The organism is Leptospiraceae bacterium (assembly GCA_024233835.1).
Taxonomy (GTDB): domain Bacteria; phylum Spirochaetota; class Leptospiria; order Leptospirales; family Leptospiraceae; genus JACKPC01.
Genome location: JACKPC010000002.1, coordinates 787,512 through 803,445 on the forward strand (window position 1 = coordinate 787,512; position 15,934 = coordinate 803,445).

Annotated in this window: 10 protein-coding genes; 6 read left to right on the top strand and 4 right to left on the bottom strand. The window is 40.2% G+C overall.

The annotated features are described in order from the left end of the window. Positions 1-86 precede the first annotated feature (86 nt). Positions 87-9,497: a putative Ig domain-containing protein gene (locus H7A25_12730; protein ID MCP5500764.1), complete on the top strand. Its 9,411-nt coding sequence runs from the start codon at positions 87-89 to the stop codon at positions 9,495-9,497. A 203-nt stretch (positions 9,498-9,700) separates the two neighbouring features. On the opposite strand, the gene H7A25_12735 is transcribed toward H7A25_12730, so the two are convergent. The 3 genes from H7A25_12735 to H7A25_12745 form a co-directional block, all read right to left on the bottom strand. Continuing rightward, positions 9,701-10,009, bottom strand: coding sequence for a hypothetical protein (locus H7A25_12735; GenBank protein MCP5500765.1), 309 nt, complete (start codon positions 10,007-10,009; stop codon positions 9,701-9,703). A gap of 1 nt (position 10,010) precedes the next feature. Beyond that, a complete protein-coding gene (locus H7A25_12740; protein ID MCP5500766.1) occupies positions 10,011-10,607 on the bottom strand; it encodes a DUF4240 domain-containing protein in 597 nt (198 codons plus the stop codon). Between the two features lie 119 nt (positions 10,608-10,726). Further along, on the bottom strand, positions 10,727-10,969 hold the full coding sequence (locus tag H7A25_12745; protein ID MCP5500767.1) for a hypothetical protein: 243 nt from the start codon (positions 10,967-10,969) through the stop codon (positions 10,727-10,729). Positions 10,970-11,497: 528 nt separating this feature from the next. On the opposite strand from H7A25_12745, the gene H7A25_12750 reads away from it, so the two are divergent. Genes H7A25_12750 through H7A25_12770 form a run of 5 tightly spaced genes read left to right on the top strand, consistent with a single transcriptional unit; the run spans position 11,498 to position 15,367 of the window. Continuing rightward, a complete protein-coding gene (locus tag H7A25_12750; protein ID MCP5500768.1) occupies positions 11,498-12,439 on the top strand; it encodes a DUF1566 domain-containing protein in 942 nt (313 codons plus the stop codon). Beyond that, positions 12,436-13,134: a 2-C-methyl-D-erythritol 4-phosphate cytidylyltransferase gene (locus tag H7A25_12755; protein ID MCP5500769.1), complete on the top strand. Its 699-nt coding sequence runs from the start codon at positions 12,436-12,438 to the stop codon at positions 13,132-13,134. The genes H7A25_12750 and H7A25_12755 overlap by 4 nt, the downstream gene beginning before the upstream one ends. 3 nt (positions 13,135-13,137) lie before the next feature. Further along, a complete protein-coding gene (locus H7A25_12760) occupies positions 13,138-13,593 on the top strand; it encodes a heme-binding domain-containing protein (GenBank protein ID MCP5500770.1) in 456 nt (151 codons plus the stop codon). Continuing rightward, the gene (locus tag H7A25_12765; GenBank protein MCP5500771.1) at positions 13,590-14,579 is read left to right on the top strand and encodes an ATP-binding cassette domain-containing protein; all 990 of its coding nucleotides are present in this window, start codon (positions 13,590-13,592) and stop codon (positions 14,577-14,579) included. The genes H7A25_12760 and H7A25_12765 overlap by 4 nt, the downstream gene beginning before the upstream one ends. Continuing rightward, the gene (locus tag H7A25_12770) at positions 14,576-15,367 is read left to right on the top strand and encodes an ABC-2 family transporter protein (GenBank protein MCP5500772.1); all 792 of its coding nucleotides are present in this window, start codon (positions 14,576-14,578) and stop codon (positions 15,365-15,367) included. Before H7A25_12765 ends, H7A25_12770 begins: the two co-directional genes overlap by 4 nt. Positions 15,368-15,430: 63 nt before the next feature. Here the strand turns inward: H7A25_12770 and H7A25_12775 are convergent, their stop codons facing one another. Beyond that, positions 15,431-15,835: a hypothetical protein gene (locus H7A25_12775; GenBank protein ID MCP5500773.1), complete on the bottom strand. Its 405-nt coding sequence runs from the start codon at positions 15,833-15,835 to the stop codon at positions 15,431-15,433. Positions 15,836-15,934 lie beyond the last annotated feature (99 nt).

The window sequence follows — 15,934 nt, forward strand, 5'->3', positions numbered from 1 at the left end:
GTCCTATCCTATAAGATAGGACGACAGGAATTTTTAATTATGATACATTTAATGTATTCATCAGTATGTTTTAGCAAGGAGTTGATATGCTAATTAAACACATTTTATTTCTGTTAATAAGTTCAATGACCCTAACGTCATGTTCTTCCGGTAAAAAAGATTTAAGAACTATGTTTCTTAGTTTATTGGGCATCACTGCCGGTGATCCGGTTCAAATTAGCGGGAAAGCTCTCATGACAGGTCCTGTCAAAAATGCAAAAGTTAAGGCCCTTGTCATTTCCGATGATGGAACCTGTAGTAAGTCTTCCGATGCCAAAACCCTTGATGAAACAACTACCGATTCCGATGGAAAATATACTCTCAATTTCAGTCGTCAAAATAAACCGATTTGTATTGTAGTTAGTCCCTCAAATGATTCAAGTTCTACTATCTACAGTGTTAAAGCAAAACGAGATATAGCCTGGATAGGAACTAATGCCTATATAGAATCCGTTGTTCGGGAACCTGAAAAGGTCCAACCCGATGCCTCAGATTTAACAAGTGCAAAGAACATAAACACTTCCCTTCCCAATGCCAATGTTAGTCCCCTTACCCACATTGCTGCAAGAAGAATTCAGACACTTACAAAATCCAACTCTGACCTGAACTCAGCTGCTAAACAGGCAAATGGAGAAGTGACCCTTCGTTTTAATCTATTCAATAATTCCAGCACAATAAGTACCGGACTTCCCTCCGGAACTCCCGCACCCAATTTTGCTATCAGGCAAAATTCTTCTTCTGATGGAAAGATTTCTATAAGCTCCGATGTTCCAGATATTTCCCGTTATAATATTGATACTACAGACCTAAACAACGAACAAACACAAAAGCTTCTCCTTATATTAGGAGGATTGGAACAACTGGCTACTGATTCCGGCAGTACAACCGATTTAAACCCCGAAGCTATTGAGAAAATCATGGATTCCCTAGCTGAATCTATGGCTACAGGTGAGTTCAAAAGTACCAAAGAAGATGGGGAAGCTATTTCCATAGGTAGCGGAGAAAATGAGAAGAACATGGGAGAGAATCCTTTAAATAACCTTCTCGCCAAAGCTATTAAACAATATGCTTACGAAGGTGGAGCTACATCCCTGGGTCTGAGCGTAGATAAGATCAAAAACTCTATTAGTTTTTATGATAAGAGCGAGCCTTCTTTTAAACCGGCGCCGGGAAGTTATTCAGGTGCCCAGTCCATTGAACTGACAGCCGTTGAATCCTCCCAGGAAATACGTTATACACTAAACGGAGAAGCACCCACCTGTACCTCAGGAACCGTTTATTCGACTCCAATTTCTTTAAACCAGGTAGGAACCTACAACATCAAGGCTGTGGCCTGTAAGAATAGTGTTTCTTCCAGACTCGTAGCCGGAGAATTCAAGGTTTTAAAAAAGCTTCTCTCCGAGCCGGTCTTCAGCTCTGATGCAGGGGAATACAACAATAGCCACACGGTTTCTCTTTCCCATGCAGAGGGAGCAAAGCTGTACTATACACTCGATGGAAGTATTCCTGATTGTGAAGGAAAAAATGGAACCCTGTATAGCTCCGATGTTACGATGAATGTTTCATTTCGACTCGGAGTCATCGCCTGTAATGGAAGCCTCGAAGAATCCAATCCAGTGATTAAAAAATATGTAATACTCAATGCTCCCTACGGTTTAAGCTACAAATACATGGATGCAGTCTATACTAAAAACGGAAACATATTACCCAATTATGCCTCGGTTACAGGAGAACGCATCACTTACAGCATAAGCCCGACTCTACCGGAAGGACTTATCTTTAACACCTTAACCGGTAGCATCAAGGGAATACCCACAGCCGAATCAGCACTAACAAAATATACAGTAACCGCCACCAATGCAGCAGGTTCGATTAGCACGGATATCCAGATTACAGTAAATGAAAGTGCTCCGACCTTCATGAGCTATTCCGAGACTTCCGTGACCTACACTCAGGGAGCACTCATCAAGCCCAATACGGTGCTTATTAATGGTTCCGGCATGACCTACTCCATAAGTCCGGATTTACCTTCCGGCCTGGTGATAAGTTCTAAAAGCGGTACGATAAGCGGAATACCCGATACAGTCAGTGCTGCAACAAATTATACAGTGACAGCCAAGAATAGCGGGGGCTCTCTAAGCTATGTGCTTTCTATTGCGGTAAATGATGCTCCACCGGCTTCTCTCAGCTACAACGGTTCACCCTTTGTTCTCACGAAAGATACCGAAATCAATTCAGTTTTCCCTGCTGTCAATGGAACTGTATCTTCTTATTCTGTAAGCCCGAATCTTCCTTCTCTTTTACAGCTGGATCCCGATACCGGTAGGCTTTACGGAACCGCTTCGATGCTCCAACTGACTCCTACTAAATATACCGTGACTGCGAGTAATATAAGCGGCTCGACGACTTTTGATTTATATATCACGATTGAAGATACTCCCCCGAGAGGACTCAACTACGAAGCTTCTCCATTCCGTTTTACGAAAGGAGTTACAATCAGTCCCCAAAAGCCCGTGGTAAGTGGAACAGTTACGGGTTTTTCTATCAGTCCTTCTCTACCCACAGGACTTGTGATGAATCCGAGTACAGGAGAAATTTCGGGAACTCCCTCTACAGTTCAATCGGCTACGGATTATACCGTTACAGCAAGTAACACCAAAGGTTCTGTAAGTTTTGCTCTATCTATCACCATAGAAGATACCCCTCCTTCGGCCCTATCTTATCCTCTTGCCTCGTATATTTTCACAAAGGGAGTAAAAATTCAGGAACAAATTCCTTCTGTAAATGGAACGGCTACATCGTATTCTATCAGTCCTTCCCTTCCCGCGGGGCTTGCCATCAATCAATCCAACGGAATTATTTCCGGAACTCCTGAGTCTGTCTACAGCAACACAAGTCACACGGTAACAGCTTCTAATGCGAAAGGTTCCACCACGTTTAACTTTCAATTAAGCGTGATAGATGCAGCGCCGAAAGGACTTTTCTATGCAAAAGCACCCTATGTCTACACCCTGAATGAACCTATCAACACAGTAAAGCCTTCTGTAACGGGAACGGCCACATCGTATACGGTAAATCCGAGTCTACCTTCCGGGCTTCAGATAAATCAGGTAACGGGTGAGCTCAGCGGAACTCCCAAAGCCACGGTCGCTGCCACAGATTATACGGTGACAGCCAGTAATGCTTCCGGATCTACCACATTTATCTTAAATATTACGGTCAACAATGCTCCACCTTCAGCCTTAAGTTATGAACTGGCTTCTTACAGCTTCACTAAAGACGTGGAAATTCCCGTCCTGAAACCTTCGCTAAGCGGAACGGTGAGTTCTTTTACTATCAGTCCGGCTTTACCTTCCGGTTTAAGTATTAATACAAAAACCGGGGAAATCAGCGGAGCTCCGAATACTACCTCAACTTCCACTCTATATACAGTGACGGCTGCAAACAGTTCCGGTTCTACAACTACTGCTATCTTAATCTCGGTCACAGGAACTGCCCCCTCTTCCTTTTCTTACACAGTTGCAACGGCTATATACACTAAGGGAGAAACTATTACAACGCTCGTGCCAACAATTACTGGTTCTGTGAGTTCTTACTCTATAAATCCGGCTCTACCCTCCGGTTTAAGCCTGAATACAATTACAGGGGAAATTGGGGGAACACCTCTCGTCGCTTCATCTACAGCAAACTACATCATTACGGCAAGTAATACTTACGGAAATGTAAGTACCGCTATCAACATTACAGTAAGCGATGCCGCTCCCTCAGCTCTTGCCTACGGGGGGCCCTACAACTTTGCACAAAATGTGGCTATAACCAGTTTAGTCCCGACCCTTTCGGGGACAGCCAGTTCGTATTCTATAAGCCCGACTTTACCTGCCGGACTCAGCATTAATTCCACCACAGGAGTCATAAGCGGGGTACCGACTGTTCTTTCTGCAAACACAGCCTATACGGTAACTGCTTCTAATCTTGCAGGTTCGACAACAGCCGCTTTCAACCTTGCGGTTGTTACCACACCGACTTTGAGTATCGACAGCCCGACCATAGCTGAAAATGCAGGTACCTCTACATTTACTGTGACTCTATCTACCGCACTCAGTAATACTGTTCGCGTGGGCTACTCAAGTGCCAATGGAACAGCCATTGCCGGTGCGGACTATAGTTCCACTTCAGGTATCTTGACCATTGCACCCAATACCGGTTCCGGAACTGTAGTTATGACAGTTTTAGATGATACGATAGATGAGTTTGATGAAACTTTTACGTTAAATTTATCTTCTCCTACCAATGCTACATTGAGTAACTCTTCCGGAACTACAACCATCACCGATGATGACAATCCTCCGACGGTTTCGATTGCCGGTGCAGCAACAGCAGTAGAAGGATCAACATTTTCACTAACTATTTCTCTTTCTGCTGCCAGCGAAAAAACAATTACAGTAGATTACGGTAGTTCCCCGGGAACAGCTACCCCCGGTTCAGACTATACGGCTATCAGCGGAACTCTGAGCTTTGCTCCGGGGGAAACATCGAAAACCATAAGTCTCGCAAGTATCGATGATGCCGTATATGAAGGGGGAAATGAAATTCTCGACGTAATGATAAGTAACCCGGTCAATGCTACAGTCGGAACAGGTTCTGCCACACTGACTCTGACAGACAATGAACCGACACCCACTTTGAGTATCAATGACGTGACGGTTACAGAAGGAAATATTATTACTTTTACTGTGACTCAGTCTGTACTAACTGCGAGCGATGTGACAGTGGACTTTATCACAGCGGATGGAACCGCAACAACTGCAAATTCTGACTATAGCCCGGCTTCGGGAGTAGCCACCATAACAGCGGGTAACCTTAGCACAACATTCTCACTGAATACTACTGCAGATTTTGTAGATGAGTTAGACGAAACATTTGTAGTAAATCTCTCGAATCCTGTAGGAAACTCAGCAACTATCTCAGATGCGCAGGGAGTAGGAACTATAATCGATGATGATACGGTGGGTGTTAGTATTACACAGAGCGGAGGGAATACGACTGTAGCAGAAGGTGGAGCTACAGATACTATTGATGTGGTTCTTACATCACAGCCCTTATCCAATGTGGTGCTTACCCTTTCTTACGGTAGCCAGATTACAGCAAGCCCTACTCCTTTGACTTTTACTTCTGCTAACTGGAACAGTCCGCAGACGATTACAGTTACAGCTGTAAACGATGTGAACTATGAAGGTGCACATTCTGATGCTGTGGGCTATTCCACAAGCAGCGGTGATACGGCTTACAATACCATGCTCCTTAGCAGCACATCTGTAAGTATAGCCGATGACGAAATCCCCGGAACCTATTCCATAGATAGTCCGAGCCTTACAGAAACAAATTCAGGAACCCAGACTCTTACATTTACTGTGACTCTGTCTTCTTCCTTTGCAAGCCCGGTAAGTGTGGACTATGCAACAGCAGATGGGACAGCGACAACCACAGATAGTGACTATGTGGCTACCTCCGGAACTCTCACTTTCGCTGCCGGTGTAACATCTCAAACTATTTCAGTAACGGTTAACGGAGACACAAGAAACGAAGTGGATGAAACCTTTACGGTAGTTCTTTCCAACCCTACAGGCCTATCCACTATTGCCTCCGGAACCGGAACAGGTACTATTACTAATGACGACCCTCTTCCAACCCTTTCCATTGATAGTCCTTCCATTTCAGAATCAGGTGCTAATCTGACATTCACTGTTACCCTTTCCGCTGTAAGCGGTCAGACGGTTACTGTAGACTATGCCACGGCAGATGGTACGGCGGTTTCTACCGGTGACTATACTACAACATTGGGAACTTTGACTTTTAGTCCGGGAACCATATCTCAATCGATTATCGTTCCTATTTCCAATGATACAACAGCCGAAACAAACGAAACCCTGACAGGTACTTTATCCAATGCTTCGGCTACAGCTACTATCGCTACAGGAGTGGGAACCGGAACCATAATCAACGATGATATGAATATATCCCTGGTGCAAACTATGGATTTCAATGGAGATGGTCAAATTGACCATTACAAAATCCAGTTTACCCATTCAGTCACTGATTCCAGTTTTCCGGGTTATATTGCAAATAGCGCAGGTTCTGCTCAAACCGATTGGCTGGTTGCGGGTTATTCCGGTGTAGTTTTAGCCCACGGAAGTGCAGCACCTGAAGCTGATACAGTGAATGATAATGTCATTTATCTCAAATTTACCCAGAGTGGTTCTGCGGATACAGGAGCTAAACCCGACCTGACAACAACAGCCACCCCGGGACTTACTGGAACTACATCAGAAGTTTTACCACAAATTTTTACCGCAACAGTTACGGAAGCGGATAATGCAATGCCTGTGATAGTTTCTGCCAATTCAACAGGTACAACAGCAGCAGTTCTTACGTTTTCGGAAGCTATGGATACAGTAACAGCACAGACTGCGCTTAACTATAGTATTACAGGTGGTGCGGGTCTTACAGTTGTCAGTGCGAATCTTGCGACAAATGTTGTAACACTGACTACTTCGGTGCAATCAGGAATTACTTATACTGTAACAGCAGCAGGAGTCAATGCCTTATCCCCCCCTCATAATGTTTCCTATAATGCTTCTTTCACCGGAGCTACGCCTCCGGCTGTAAGTTCTGTTTCACCAAATGGCACTCTTGCCTGGAATTATGTAAACTCAGAGTTTAGCATCACCTTCAATATGGCGATGGACCCGGCAAGTATCACGACCAATACAGCCAATACAAGTTGCTCGGGGACAGTGCAACTCTCAAATGACAGTTTTTCCACCTGTGTCCAAATGGCAGCTGCGCCTACTACTTCAGATAATATTACGTTTACAGTAAAATCGGCGACCTATCTTGCTTATAATTCAACCTACCAGCTTCGAGTTACCACCGGAGCTTATGCTTCTACCGGATCAGCTTACCCCATGGCGGCTACATATACAGGTCCTAATATTAACACTGAATGGCGTTATATGCCTCCTGATTTTGGAGGTGGCGCAGATGGAAATACAGGAACCGATGCAGATGATGGGTTTGTGACAAGAAATGATACAGGAGGTGATAGTGGATATGGCATTGCCCGTGGTCTGGATGGAAGTATCTATGTAACTGGAAAAGCCACTGGAACAGGAAGTGACATGGCAATCTGGAAGTTTGATGCAAACGGAAACTATCTATGGCACAGAACTCGAGGTGAAGATGCCGGTGGTGGTAATGATAATATTGATCAGGGTTCAAAAGTCCTGGTCAACAAAGAAGGGAAAGTTTTTGTTGTCGGACACGGTAGAAATTCAGCTTCCAGTTTCGCTGCTATTGTTTGGAAATATGATACAAGTGGAAATCTGGACACTACTTTTGGTTCCAGTGGCATTAGTATTCAAACTATCAATACTGCATACCACCAGGTAGATGCTGCAGTTCTTGCCAAAGACGGTGGTATCTACATTGCCGGTGCTTATGCTGCCGGTACAGGAAACCGAGATCCCTTTATCATAAAACTGCTTCCTTCCGGTGCTTTAGATACATCTTTTAATGGAACCGGTAAATTGGCGATTACATCAACAGTTGGAAATCATGATTACATTTTCGGTCTGGCATTAGATGAATCCGGTAATATCTACGCCAGTGGTATTGAAAGTGGTTGGAGAACAGCATGGAAATTCAAACCGGATGGAACTCAAGTATGGAAGTATTCTCCGGCGACCTCAAGTAGCAGGGGGAATGCAATCGCAGTTGATACGAATGGAAATGTTTTTATGACAGGTTTTCATACCAACGGAACTAACCTGGACCTTGCTGTGTGGAAAATTCTTCCCGACGGTACCGGTTTAGATGGAACTTTTGGAACTTCTGGTGAACAAACATATGATAATATTAAAGGACTTACAGCTGCGGATGAAGAAGGAAATAGTATACTAATTCAGAATGGAAAACTTGTAATTGGTGGATATACGAATGATGGCACCAGTAATGAACCCTTTATGGTAAGACTCAATGCCAATGGATCTTTGGATTCAACGTTTCACAACGATGGAAAATGGATTCATCAAAACCTCTCCGGTATGTCTACGATTAATGAGCAAGTTACATCGATCGTTCCAGATGGTTTTGGAAATTATCTGGCTACCGGTTTTAGTGGTGGTAACATTGTTGTCTGGAAAGTGCTACACACAGATGAGCCTACTTATAATAGCAAACCAACAGCGGGAAGTTATGATACGGTGTTTGGAAACGGTGGTGCTCGAAATCATCACATAGCAGCTGACACTATTAACAAAACAAAAGTAGACTCTGATGGCAATGTCTTTTCAGTCGGATATACCGTAGGAGCCAATAAAGATGGTGTGATCTGGAAAACAAATATAGATGGAACAGATTTTACTGCATACGGCACTTCCGGAATAGTGCAATTTCATAACGGAACAACGATGAATGAAGAGTTCAATGATTTTGTATTCGATGGTCAGGGAAATATTTATGTAGTGGGCTCTGTTTCTCCTGATGGTTCACTACCAGCTACTGATCTAGCTGTATGGAAGTTTGACAAAATGGGCGTTCTTGATACTACAAACTTTGGTAATCCGAATGGTTATGTAACCTTCGATTTTCCCGGTGCTGGTGGTGAAGACAGGGGTAAAGCTATTGAATTGGATGCCCATGGAAATATCATTGTAGCCGGGGAAGGTGTTAATGCGGGTGGTTACAAAGTTCATTATGTAGTTTCATTTAGAAAAGATGGAGTTCTAAATAGTGGTTTATTCGGTGCCGATCAATTCCCAGTTGATTCTGTTCTGGATGGTTTTATTACAGAAAATGTTGGAGGAACTGTAAATTGCACAACAACAGGTATGCTCATCGGGCCTAAAGGCAATATTTATATCACCGGTTATACGGATACAAATTTAGCAACAATAACCGCATTTGAGCCGAATGGTTCTGCTAAAGTATGGGGTTATACGGGAGCGGCTGCAAATATGAAAAAGTATAACTCTATAGCTCTTACAGTCAATGGGGAATTGGCTGTGACTGGACTGGCAACAGACACAAATGGGATGAAAGTTAAGATTTATTCTCTTACTGGTGGATTAAGTGGTGGAACGGTTGCGAGTAAACCGAGTACCGGACTTGCAGAAGGTTTATCGATTTTACGAGATCCATTAGGAAACCTTTATGTAGCCGGTAATTCGAATAATGGAAGCGATGATGATATGGTTACCTGGAAAGTTAACTCTATAGCCACTGCCCTAGACACAGGTTTTAATGGAAGTGGATACAGGGTATTTCATGACACTCTTCCCGGTAACGGATTAAATGATAGAGGACAAACGATTACTCTGGATGCTTTTGGAAAACTAATCATCGGTGGTATGAGTGAAGGAGCCGATGCGGACTTCTTCCTCTGGAAGCTCTGGTGGTAGATGGAAAGAACAAGTGCATAAGTTTATTATGCACTTGTTTTTATTTAAGGATCGGAGACACAACGTAAGGGCATTTCAACGCCCTTACCGAAGAAGCAAAAGGTTTTGAATCTCGTAGAAAAAGGAGACGGCCAAAACACACCATCCTCAAATTAGAAAACATATAGACCGCAAAACCATTTTCAATTCTGCATTACTATTTCTCAATCCACCAAGTTACCATCCGGTCTTTTTCCATTTTTCTCTATGTATTTTTGAATATATTCTTTTTCAATTCTCTTTGCTTCTAACCTTCCGGGTATTCCAAATAATAGAATATTAGAGAAAAACTTTAACCAACCGGCGGCTATATTGAATTGCTTTAGCTGTTCGTTTGCTCTTGGTGAGGAACCATCAGAATTCAATAGTTTTCCGGAAATCCCATATTTGAGTAGTTCGTTTGTCTCTGAATTGACGATTTCATAAAGATGATGCTCTTTAGCACTTTGTTTAGAATTGCCATGAAATTTCATTCTATGATTTTGCGATTTCTAATATACTCCTGGAAAGATTCCAACCTTCTTTATTGCTAAAGGTCTCGTAACAGTATTTAGTTAGAGTTGAAAAATCAGTTTGGTTCGTTTTTAAAAAATAGGCTTCCCTTGCAACATATAATAGTGGTTCAAAATCTACATCTTTTGGCATTTTATCCGGTGATTTTAATACTTCTTCAAAGCATTCTTTTCCATTAGCAACAACACAGGCACGGGCATACAGAAATAAGTCAGAGGAAAAAAATTCATTTTCTTTATAGGAGTCTTCTCCTATATTTTCAGCGTGAGATTTTGTATCTAAGAGATATAACTTTTCGGAAAGAATTTCTTGAAATAGATAAATATCGGATTCACTCATCAGATGCAACATTGCGACTAAGGGTGCAACAATCTCTTCATTACTCAAATTCTCTTTCCAATTTAAATGTGCAATCAAATCCCAAAATACTTCTTCATTCATTTGGGGAAAAGGATTATCTTCAATAAACGTAATGATAACGGAAGTGCCTTTAGATATTGGTGAACTACCAAGTATCTGAACTTCACCATTGGAATAATAACCTTTCACTGACTTCATCTTTATTAGTTTAGATTAAATCAAAATATTGTAAAGTAAAAAAGGGCACTTACGTTGGCTGCCCCTACAAAATCATCACCTCTGTTAAAGAAAGCAGAATCATTACTAATTCTGCATTCTTAATTATCACCCGCACTTCCCGCTCCCTGACAATTGTTTGCTGAGGAGTTATAGGTCTGGCCATGAGTGCATTTTGCAAAATACAGGGTTTTAGCAGTATAACTATTACCACCAAATGTACCGGTTACTCCCTCAAATTTGATTGTTCCATCAAACTGGTCAGTGAATGTTCCCCAGCTATAGGTGTCCTTTCCTTCTGTTGTAAAACTCCAGCTGTAATTAGAAGCCAGGGTATTGCACACAGGTAGAGAAACAGCAGTAAGGACTATCTGAAAATTTTTTTTATAAAATAGAGTTCTTTAGTAGGTTTGATGAGAAAATAATTAAATAAGATTTAGAATCATAATATTTATTTAAGAGGAAAAGCTCCTGTAATCTTTACTTCAGCTTACAGCGTGTCTTAAAATAGACTTACCTATTAAGCTGCAAAAACCTGTAGCTTCATTTTCAGACAGGCTCTTATAAATTAAAAGTTTCAAGCTGATAAAAATGGCAAGGAAATATTTTCAGCCCTTTCTAAGAGAAGTTTCCTTGAGGAGCTGTATAAAAAGTCGCTTCGATACAACATCGGACACTGAGTTTAGCCTTTAGGACAAGTATCGAAGTCTCAGATGGTACTCAGCGATAGCTTTTTAGACAGTCCCCTAGTGGAAGTTTCCCAGAAAAATTGAGTGGATACTAAAATAAGATTCTTTTTTTATTTGACGAGTCTATTCCCCGGTATTTAAGCTAATTTAATATCTTTCATTATTAAAATTCGAGGAAATAGCATGAAAACAATGCGAACATACGGTAGAATCAGGCTTCTAAAGAAGTTGAGTCTTGCTTTATTTGCATTTATCTTCTTTACAGGCATTTTATACTCCCAGGATAAAACCCCCAGCAAGGACTCCAAACCAACTGATACTGGCAATTCAGCTGATGATTCCAATTCTTCCCCTCCTGAGACCAATAAACCCTATCCAAAGTCTAATCTGGATTGGGACAGTTCAGAAGCCCAGGAAATGGATTGGTCCGGAGCCTCCAAGTTTTGCAAGGATAAAGAAATGAGACTTCCGAACCGTGAAGAGCTAAAATTTGGATATTCTTCAAAAAATGAAAACCTTCAAAAGAAAAGTGGCAATTACTGGACTTCTGAGTACGTTTTAAATAAAAGAGCCAATACCTGGTTTGTAAATTCATCCAACGGAAGAAGTTATTATGCACCAAGAAGTTCCAAAAAACTGGTAATCTGCGTAAAAGGCTCCCTTGCCGGCCCCAAAGAGGAAAACAATAAAACCAAATTCAAAGAAGCAGAAATGGATGGAGAATTTGTGAAAGTAGGCCCCTATCGCTTCAGTACAGAAGTAACGGAAAATCTGGATTACTTTGAAGCCAAAAAACATTGTGAAGGGAAAGACCAGGTTCTACCGGGTCGTTCAGAACTTCGCGCTGCTTTCCATAGTCGGGTAGATAAACTTCGGGAAACAGGCGGTCAGTTTGTTTCATCCTCTCGATCCTTTTCAAATAGTGGTAAAATCTGGTATGTTGATTTTGATTCGGGTTATTCGAGAGCAAGCTATCCTTATACCAAGTTCAAAGTACGCTGCATGAAAAAACAGGAACCTAAAGAATTAGATAATGGTAAAAGACCGGCAAAAGAAGGCACATCTGAAACTCCTTCTGATTCCACCACTCAACCTTCTACCAAAGAAAGTTCTTCAAAAAAATGAACCAGTTTTATGCCATTCTCTTAAGCGGGGGAACAGGCTCCCGCTTAGACTCCGAAACCCCCAAGCAATTTTTGAAAATCAAAGGAAAGTCTCTTTTACAAAGAAGTGTTTTACTTTTTAAGGTATGGGGACTGGCAAAGAGACTTACCATTGTTTCTCATCCGGATTTTATCGAAGAAACAGAACTGGACTTGAAAGAACTTCTGGACGAAGGAGACCAGATTGTTACAGGTGGAAAAAGTCGCCATGAATCCTCTCTGAATGCTTTTAAAAATATTCCTTATGATGAAAGTGATATTTTAATCATACATGATGTGGCAAGACCTTTTGTAAAACCTTATGAACTGGATATGATTTGTAATGCAGCTATTCAGCACGGCTTGTCGAGTCTTGCCTTTCCCCTGCATGAAACATTAGTTTTAAAAAATATAGAAGACAAAGCAGAAACCCTTATTAAACGAGAAGATGCTATGCTAATTAAAACCCCTCAGGCCATCCATGCTCAAAGACTGAAACATTTATTATATTTGGATCCAAAAGAAGAACCTACCGATCTTTCAAGCTGGGGTATTCAAGGAGGTTTGACAACCAAACTGGTGGAAAGTAATCCTTATAATATAAAAATTACACGGAAAGAAGATTTGCTACTGGCAGAGTTCTATTACGAACCTTTTAAAAATTTCAAAGCACAATAAACAATGAAAAAATTTACTATTCTACTGAGCTTAATTATAATCATTTTGGGTCTATTACAATTCATCCCTTTAAAAAGGCCCGGTGGGAAAAATGCCCATGAACTTCAAGCCTCAAAAGAAGTTAAGGATATTCTAAAACGTTCCTGTTATGATTGTCATTCCGATCTGACCCGCTGGCCCTGGTATTCAAAAGTGTTCCCCATTTCCTTACTTGTGATTCACGATGTAAAAGAAGGAAAAGAATTTTTAAATTTCTCAGAATGGGAATCTCTAAGTTTAAAACAAAAAAGCAATAGCTCCTTTGAAATCATTGAAGAAATCGAATCCAAAGAAATGCCTTTAAAAATATATCTTCCTTTACATCCGGAAGCTAAATTATCTTCGAAAGACATAGACCTATTAAAAAAATGGGCAGATGAAATTGATTTACAATATGCAGAAAGCAAAAAAAATCGATGATAGATGTACAAAATCTTTATAAGACTTTTATAATACGAAAACGCAAATCCGGCTTCTTAGGTTCCCTAAGTTCTCTGATTCACACAGAAAAAGAAAAAATAAATGCTGTAGACAATGTTTCCTTTCAAATCGAAAAGGGAGAATTTGTGGGATATATAGGCCCCAATGGAGCCGGCAAGTCAACCACGATAAAAATGCTTACAGGAATCTTGACTCCCAGTTCCGGTTTTATTCGTATAAAAGGTCTGGATCCACTAAAACAAAGAAGAGAAAATGCAAAGCAAATAGGAGTAGTATTCGGACAAAGAACCCAACTCTGGTGGGATCTTCCGGTTGAAGAATCATTTGATCTATTGAAAACCATATATAAAATCCCGGAAAAACAATATAAAGAAAAACTGGATGAGTTTCAGGAATTGCTCGGTATTCAAACTTTCTTCAAACAACAAACTCGAAAGCTTTCCCTTGGACAAAGAATGAAAGCCGATTTGGCTGCAAGCCTTCTTCATTCTCCTTCGATTTTATTCCTTGATGAACCTACCATTGGTTTAGATATAATTACTAAGGAAAAAGTAAGAGAGTTCATACGCAGGATAAACCAGGAACAAAAGACTACCGTATTATTAACAACTCATGATGTTCAGGATATAGAATTTTTAGCGAGACGTATTATCGTTATTGATAGAGGAAAAATTGGTTATGATGGAAATATAAACGAATTTAATAGTCTTTTATCCGATATGTCTCAGGTAAATGTTCACTTCTCATCTCCTTTAAAAGAAGAACTTATTCTTAAAGAACCTTTTGTTCTCAAAAAAAAAATATCCGAAGTTCATTATCAGATAAACATGCCCAAAGAAGAATCACTTTCTGCTCTAATCGATATACTACAATCTTATAATATAGAAATACAGGAAATAAATAGAGAAAAGCAGGATCTTGAATTTGCCATAAAAAAAATGTATTCCAGACTTTCTGAATTATGAAAACCTATATAAAATTTATCTCCAAATCTTTTCAGCGCTCATTAGCATATCGACTCGAATATTATGTAGGTCTCGCAAATGCTTTCTTATATATCTTTATATTTACTTCCGTCTGGAAAACAGTTGCAAAGGAAAGCCCGGAACAACTCGGAAGCTGGGAGAGTGAAAGTCTTGTTCGTTATGCAATTCTTTCTACTCTTTTAAAAGTCTCTTTCGGAAAGAATGATAACCTTCTTAGCAATAAGATAAAGAGTGGAGATATAGTTTATGACTTTTTAAAACCCTATAATATCGTGTTTATGTATTTTGCAGATAGTATAGGGGTTAGTTTATTTCAGGCACTCGCAAGAGCCCTTCCTCTTTTCGTTTTTTCTATCTTCTTCTTTAATATCTCATTAAACCTTAACTTCTCTACTTTTCTTCAATTTATACCTATTTATCTTTTTGCTTTCTCTACATTTCTTTTAATAGGATTTGCAATTTCCTCTTTATCTTTTTACTTCACAGAAATCTTCAGTTTTCAAATATTATACTATGCAATGATTACTCTTTTCTCCGGGGCCATCATTCCTTTAAATCTCTTTCCGGCTTCGATTCATAAACTGGTAGATTATACACCCTTTCCCTATCTTTATTATTATCCAGGACTCTGGCTGGTTCGTGCCGGTCAGGGCTTAAATTATTATTCTCTTATAAGTAAATATTTATATATTCTATTCTTCTTAAGTATTATCTCTTACTTTCTTTATACTTATGGAAAAAAGAAAATGGAAATTGCCGGAGGTTAAGAGTACATAAAAAAAGCTGGCCTTTTAAAAGCCAGCTTTCTAAAGCATCCATCCTTTTAGATCTTACATATCCTCATCTAAAGGATCAAGGTTATCAGGTTTTTTGTCTTCTTTCTTTTCAACAGGTTTTTCTTCTTTCTTTTCTTCTTTTTTCTCTACGTCTTTTGCAGGTGCCGGGTCTTTTTTAGGAGCTACTTTTTTGCCTTTATTCTTGCGAACTTTTTTGCCTTTTTGAGCGCCCTTCTTTTTGCCTTTGCCTACTTTTTTCTTGTTTTTCTTTCCGGATTTCTTCCTGTTAACCTTTTTTTTATTACCGCTTTTCTTTTTTCCTTTTTTTACGTTCTTCTTTTTATCAGAAGAAACTTTCGTTTTTCCTCCGCCTTTGTTTCCGGCATCATCACCTGCAAATACAGGTGCAATAGCGAAGAAAGAAGCGATAATAAGTGATGCGATTATCTTCTTTAACATCATTAACTCCAAATATTATCTTTACCACTTAGGTAATAAATTTACCCAAGGATATATTAGGATATAAACTTGTAAACAATTTATAGAAAAACCCAAGTC

Excerpts from the sequence above, each read along its gene's own strand:
- H7A25_12760 (MCP5500770.1), top strand. The coding sequence starts at position 13,138 with ATGAAAAAATTTACTATTCTACTGAGCTTAATTATAATCATTTTGGGT.
- H7A25_12765 (MCP5500771.1), top strand. The coding sequence starts at position 13,590 with ATGATAGATGTACAAAATCTTTATAAGACTTTTATAATACGAAAACGC.
- H7A25_12750 (MCP5500768.1), top strand. The coding sequence starts at position 11,498 with ATGAAAACAATGCGAACATACGGTAGAATCAGGCTTCTAAAGAAGTTG.
- H7A25_12740 (MCP5500766.1), bottom strand. The coding sequence starts at position 10,607 with ATGAAGTCAGTGAAAGGTTATTATTCCAATGGTGAAGTTCAGATACTT.
- H7A25_12735 (MCP5500765.1), bottom strand. The coding sequence starts at position 10,009 with ATGAAATTTCATGGCAATTCTAAACAAAGTGCTAAAGAGCATCATCTT.
- H7A25_12775 (MCP5500773.1), bottom strand. The coding sequence starts at position 15,835 with ATGTTAAAGAAGATAATCGCATCACTTATTATCGCTTCTTTCTTCGCT.
- H7A25_12755 (MCP5500769.1), top strand. The coding sequence starts at position 12,436 with ATGAACCAGTTTTATGCCATTCTCTTAAGCGGGGGAACAGGCTCCCGC.
- H7A25_12770 (MCP5500772.1), top strand. The coding sequence starts at position 14,576 with ATGAAAACCTATATAAAATTTATCTCCAAATCTTTTCAGCGCTCATTA.
- H7A25_12730 (MCP5500764.1), top strand. The coding sequence starts at position 87 with ATGCTAATTAAACACATTTTATTTCTGTTAATAAGTTCAATGACCCTA.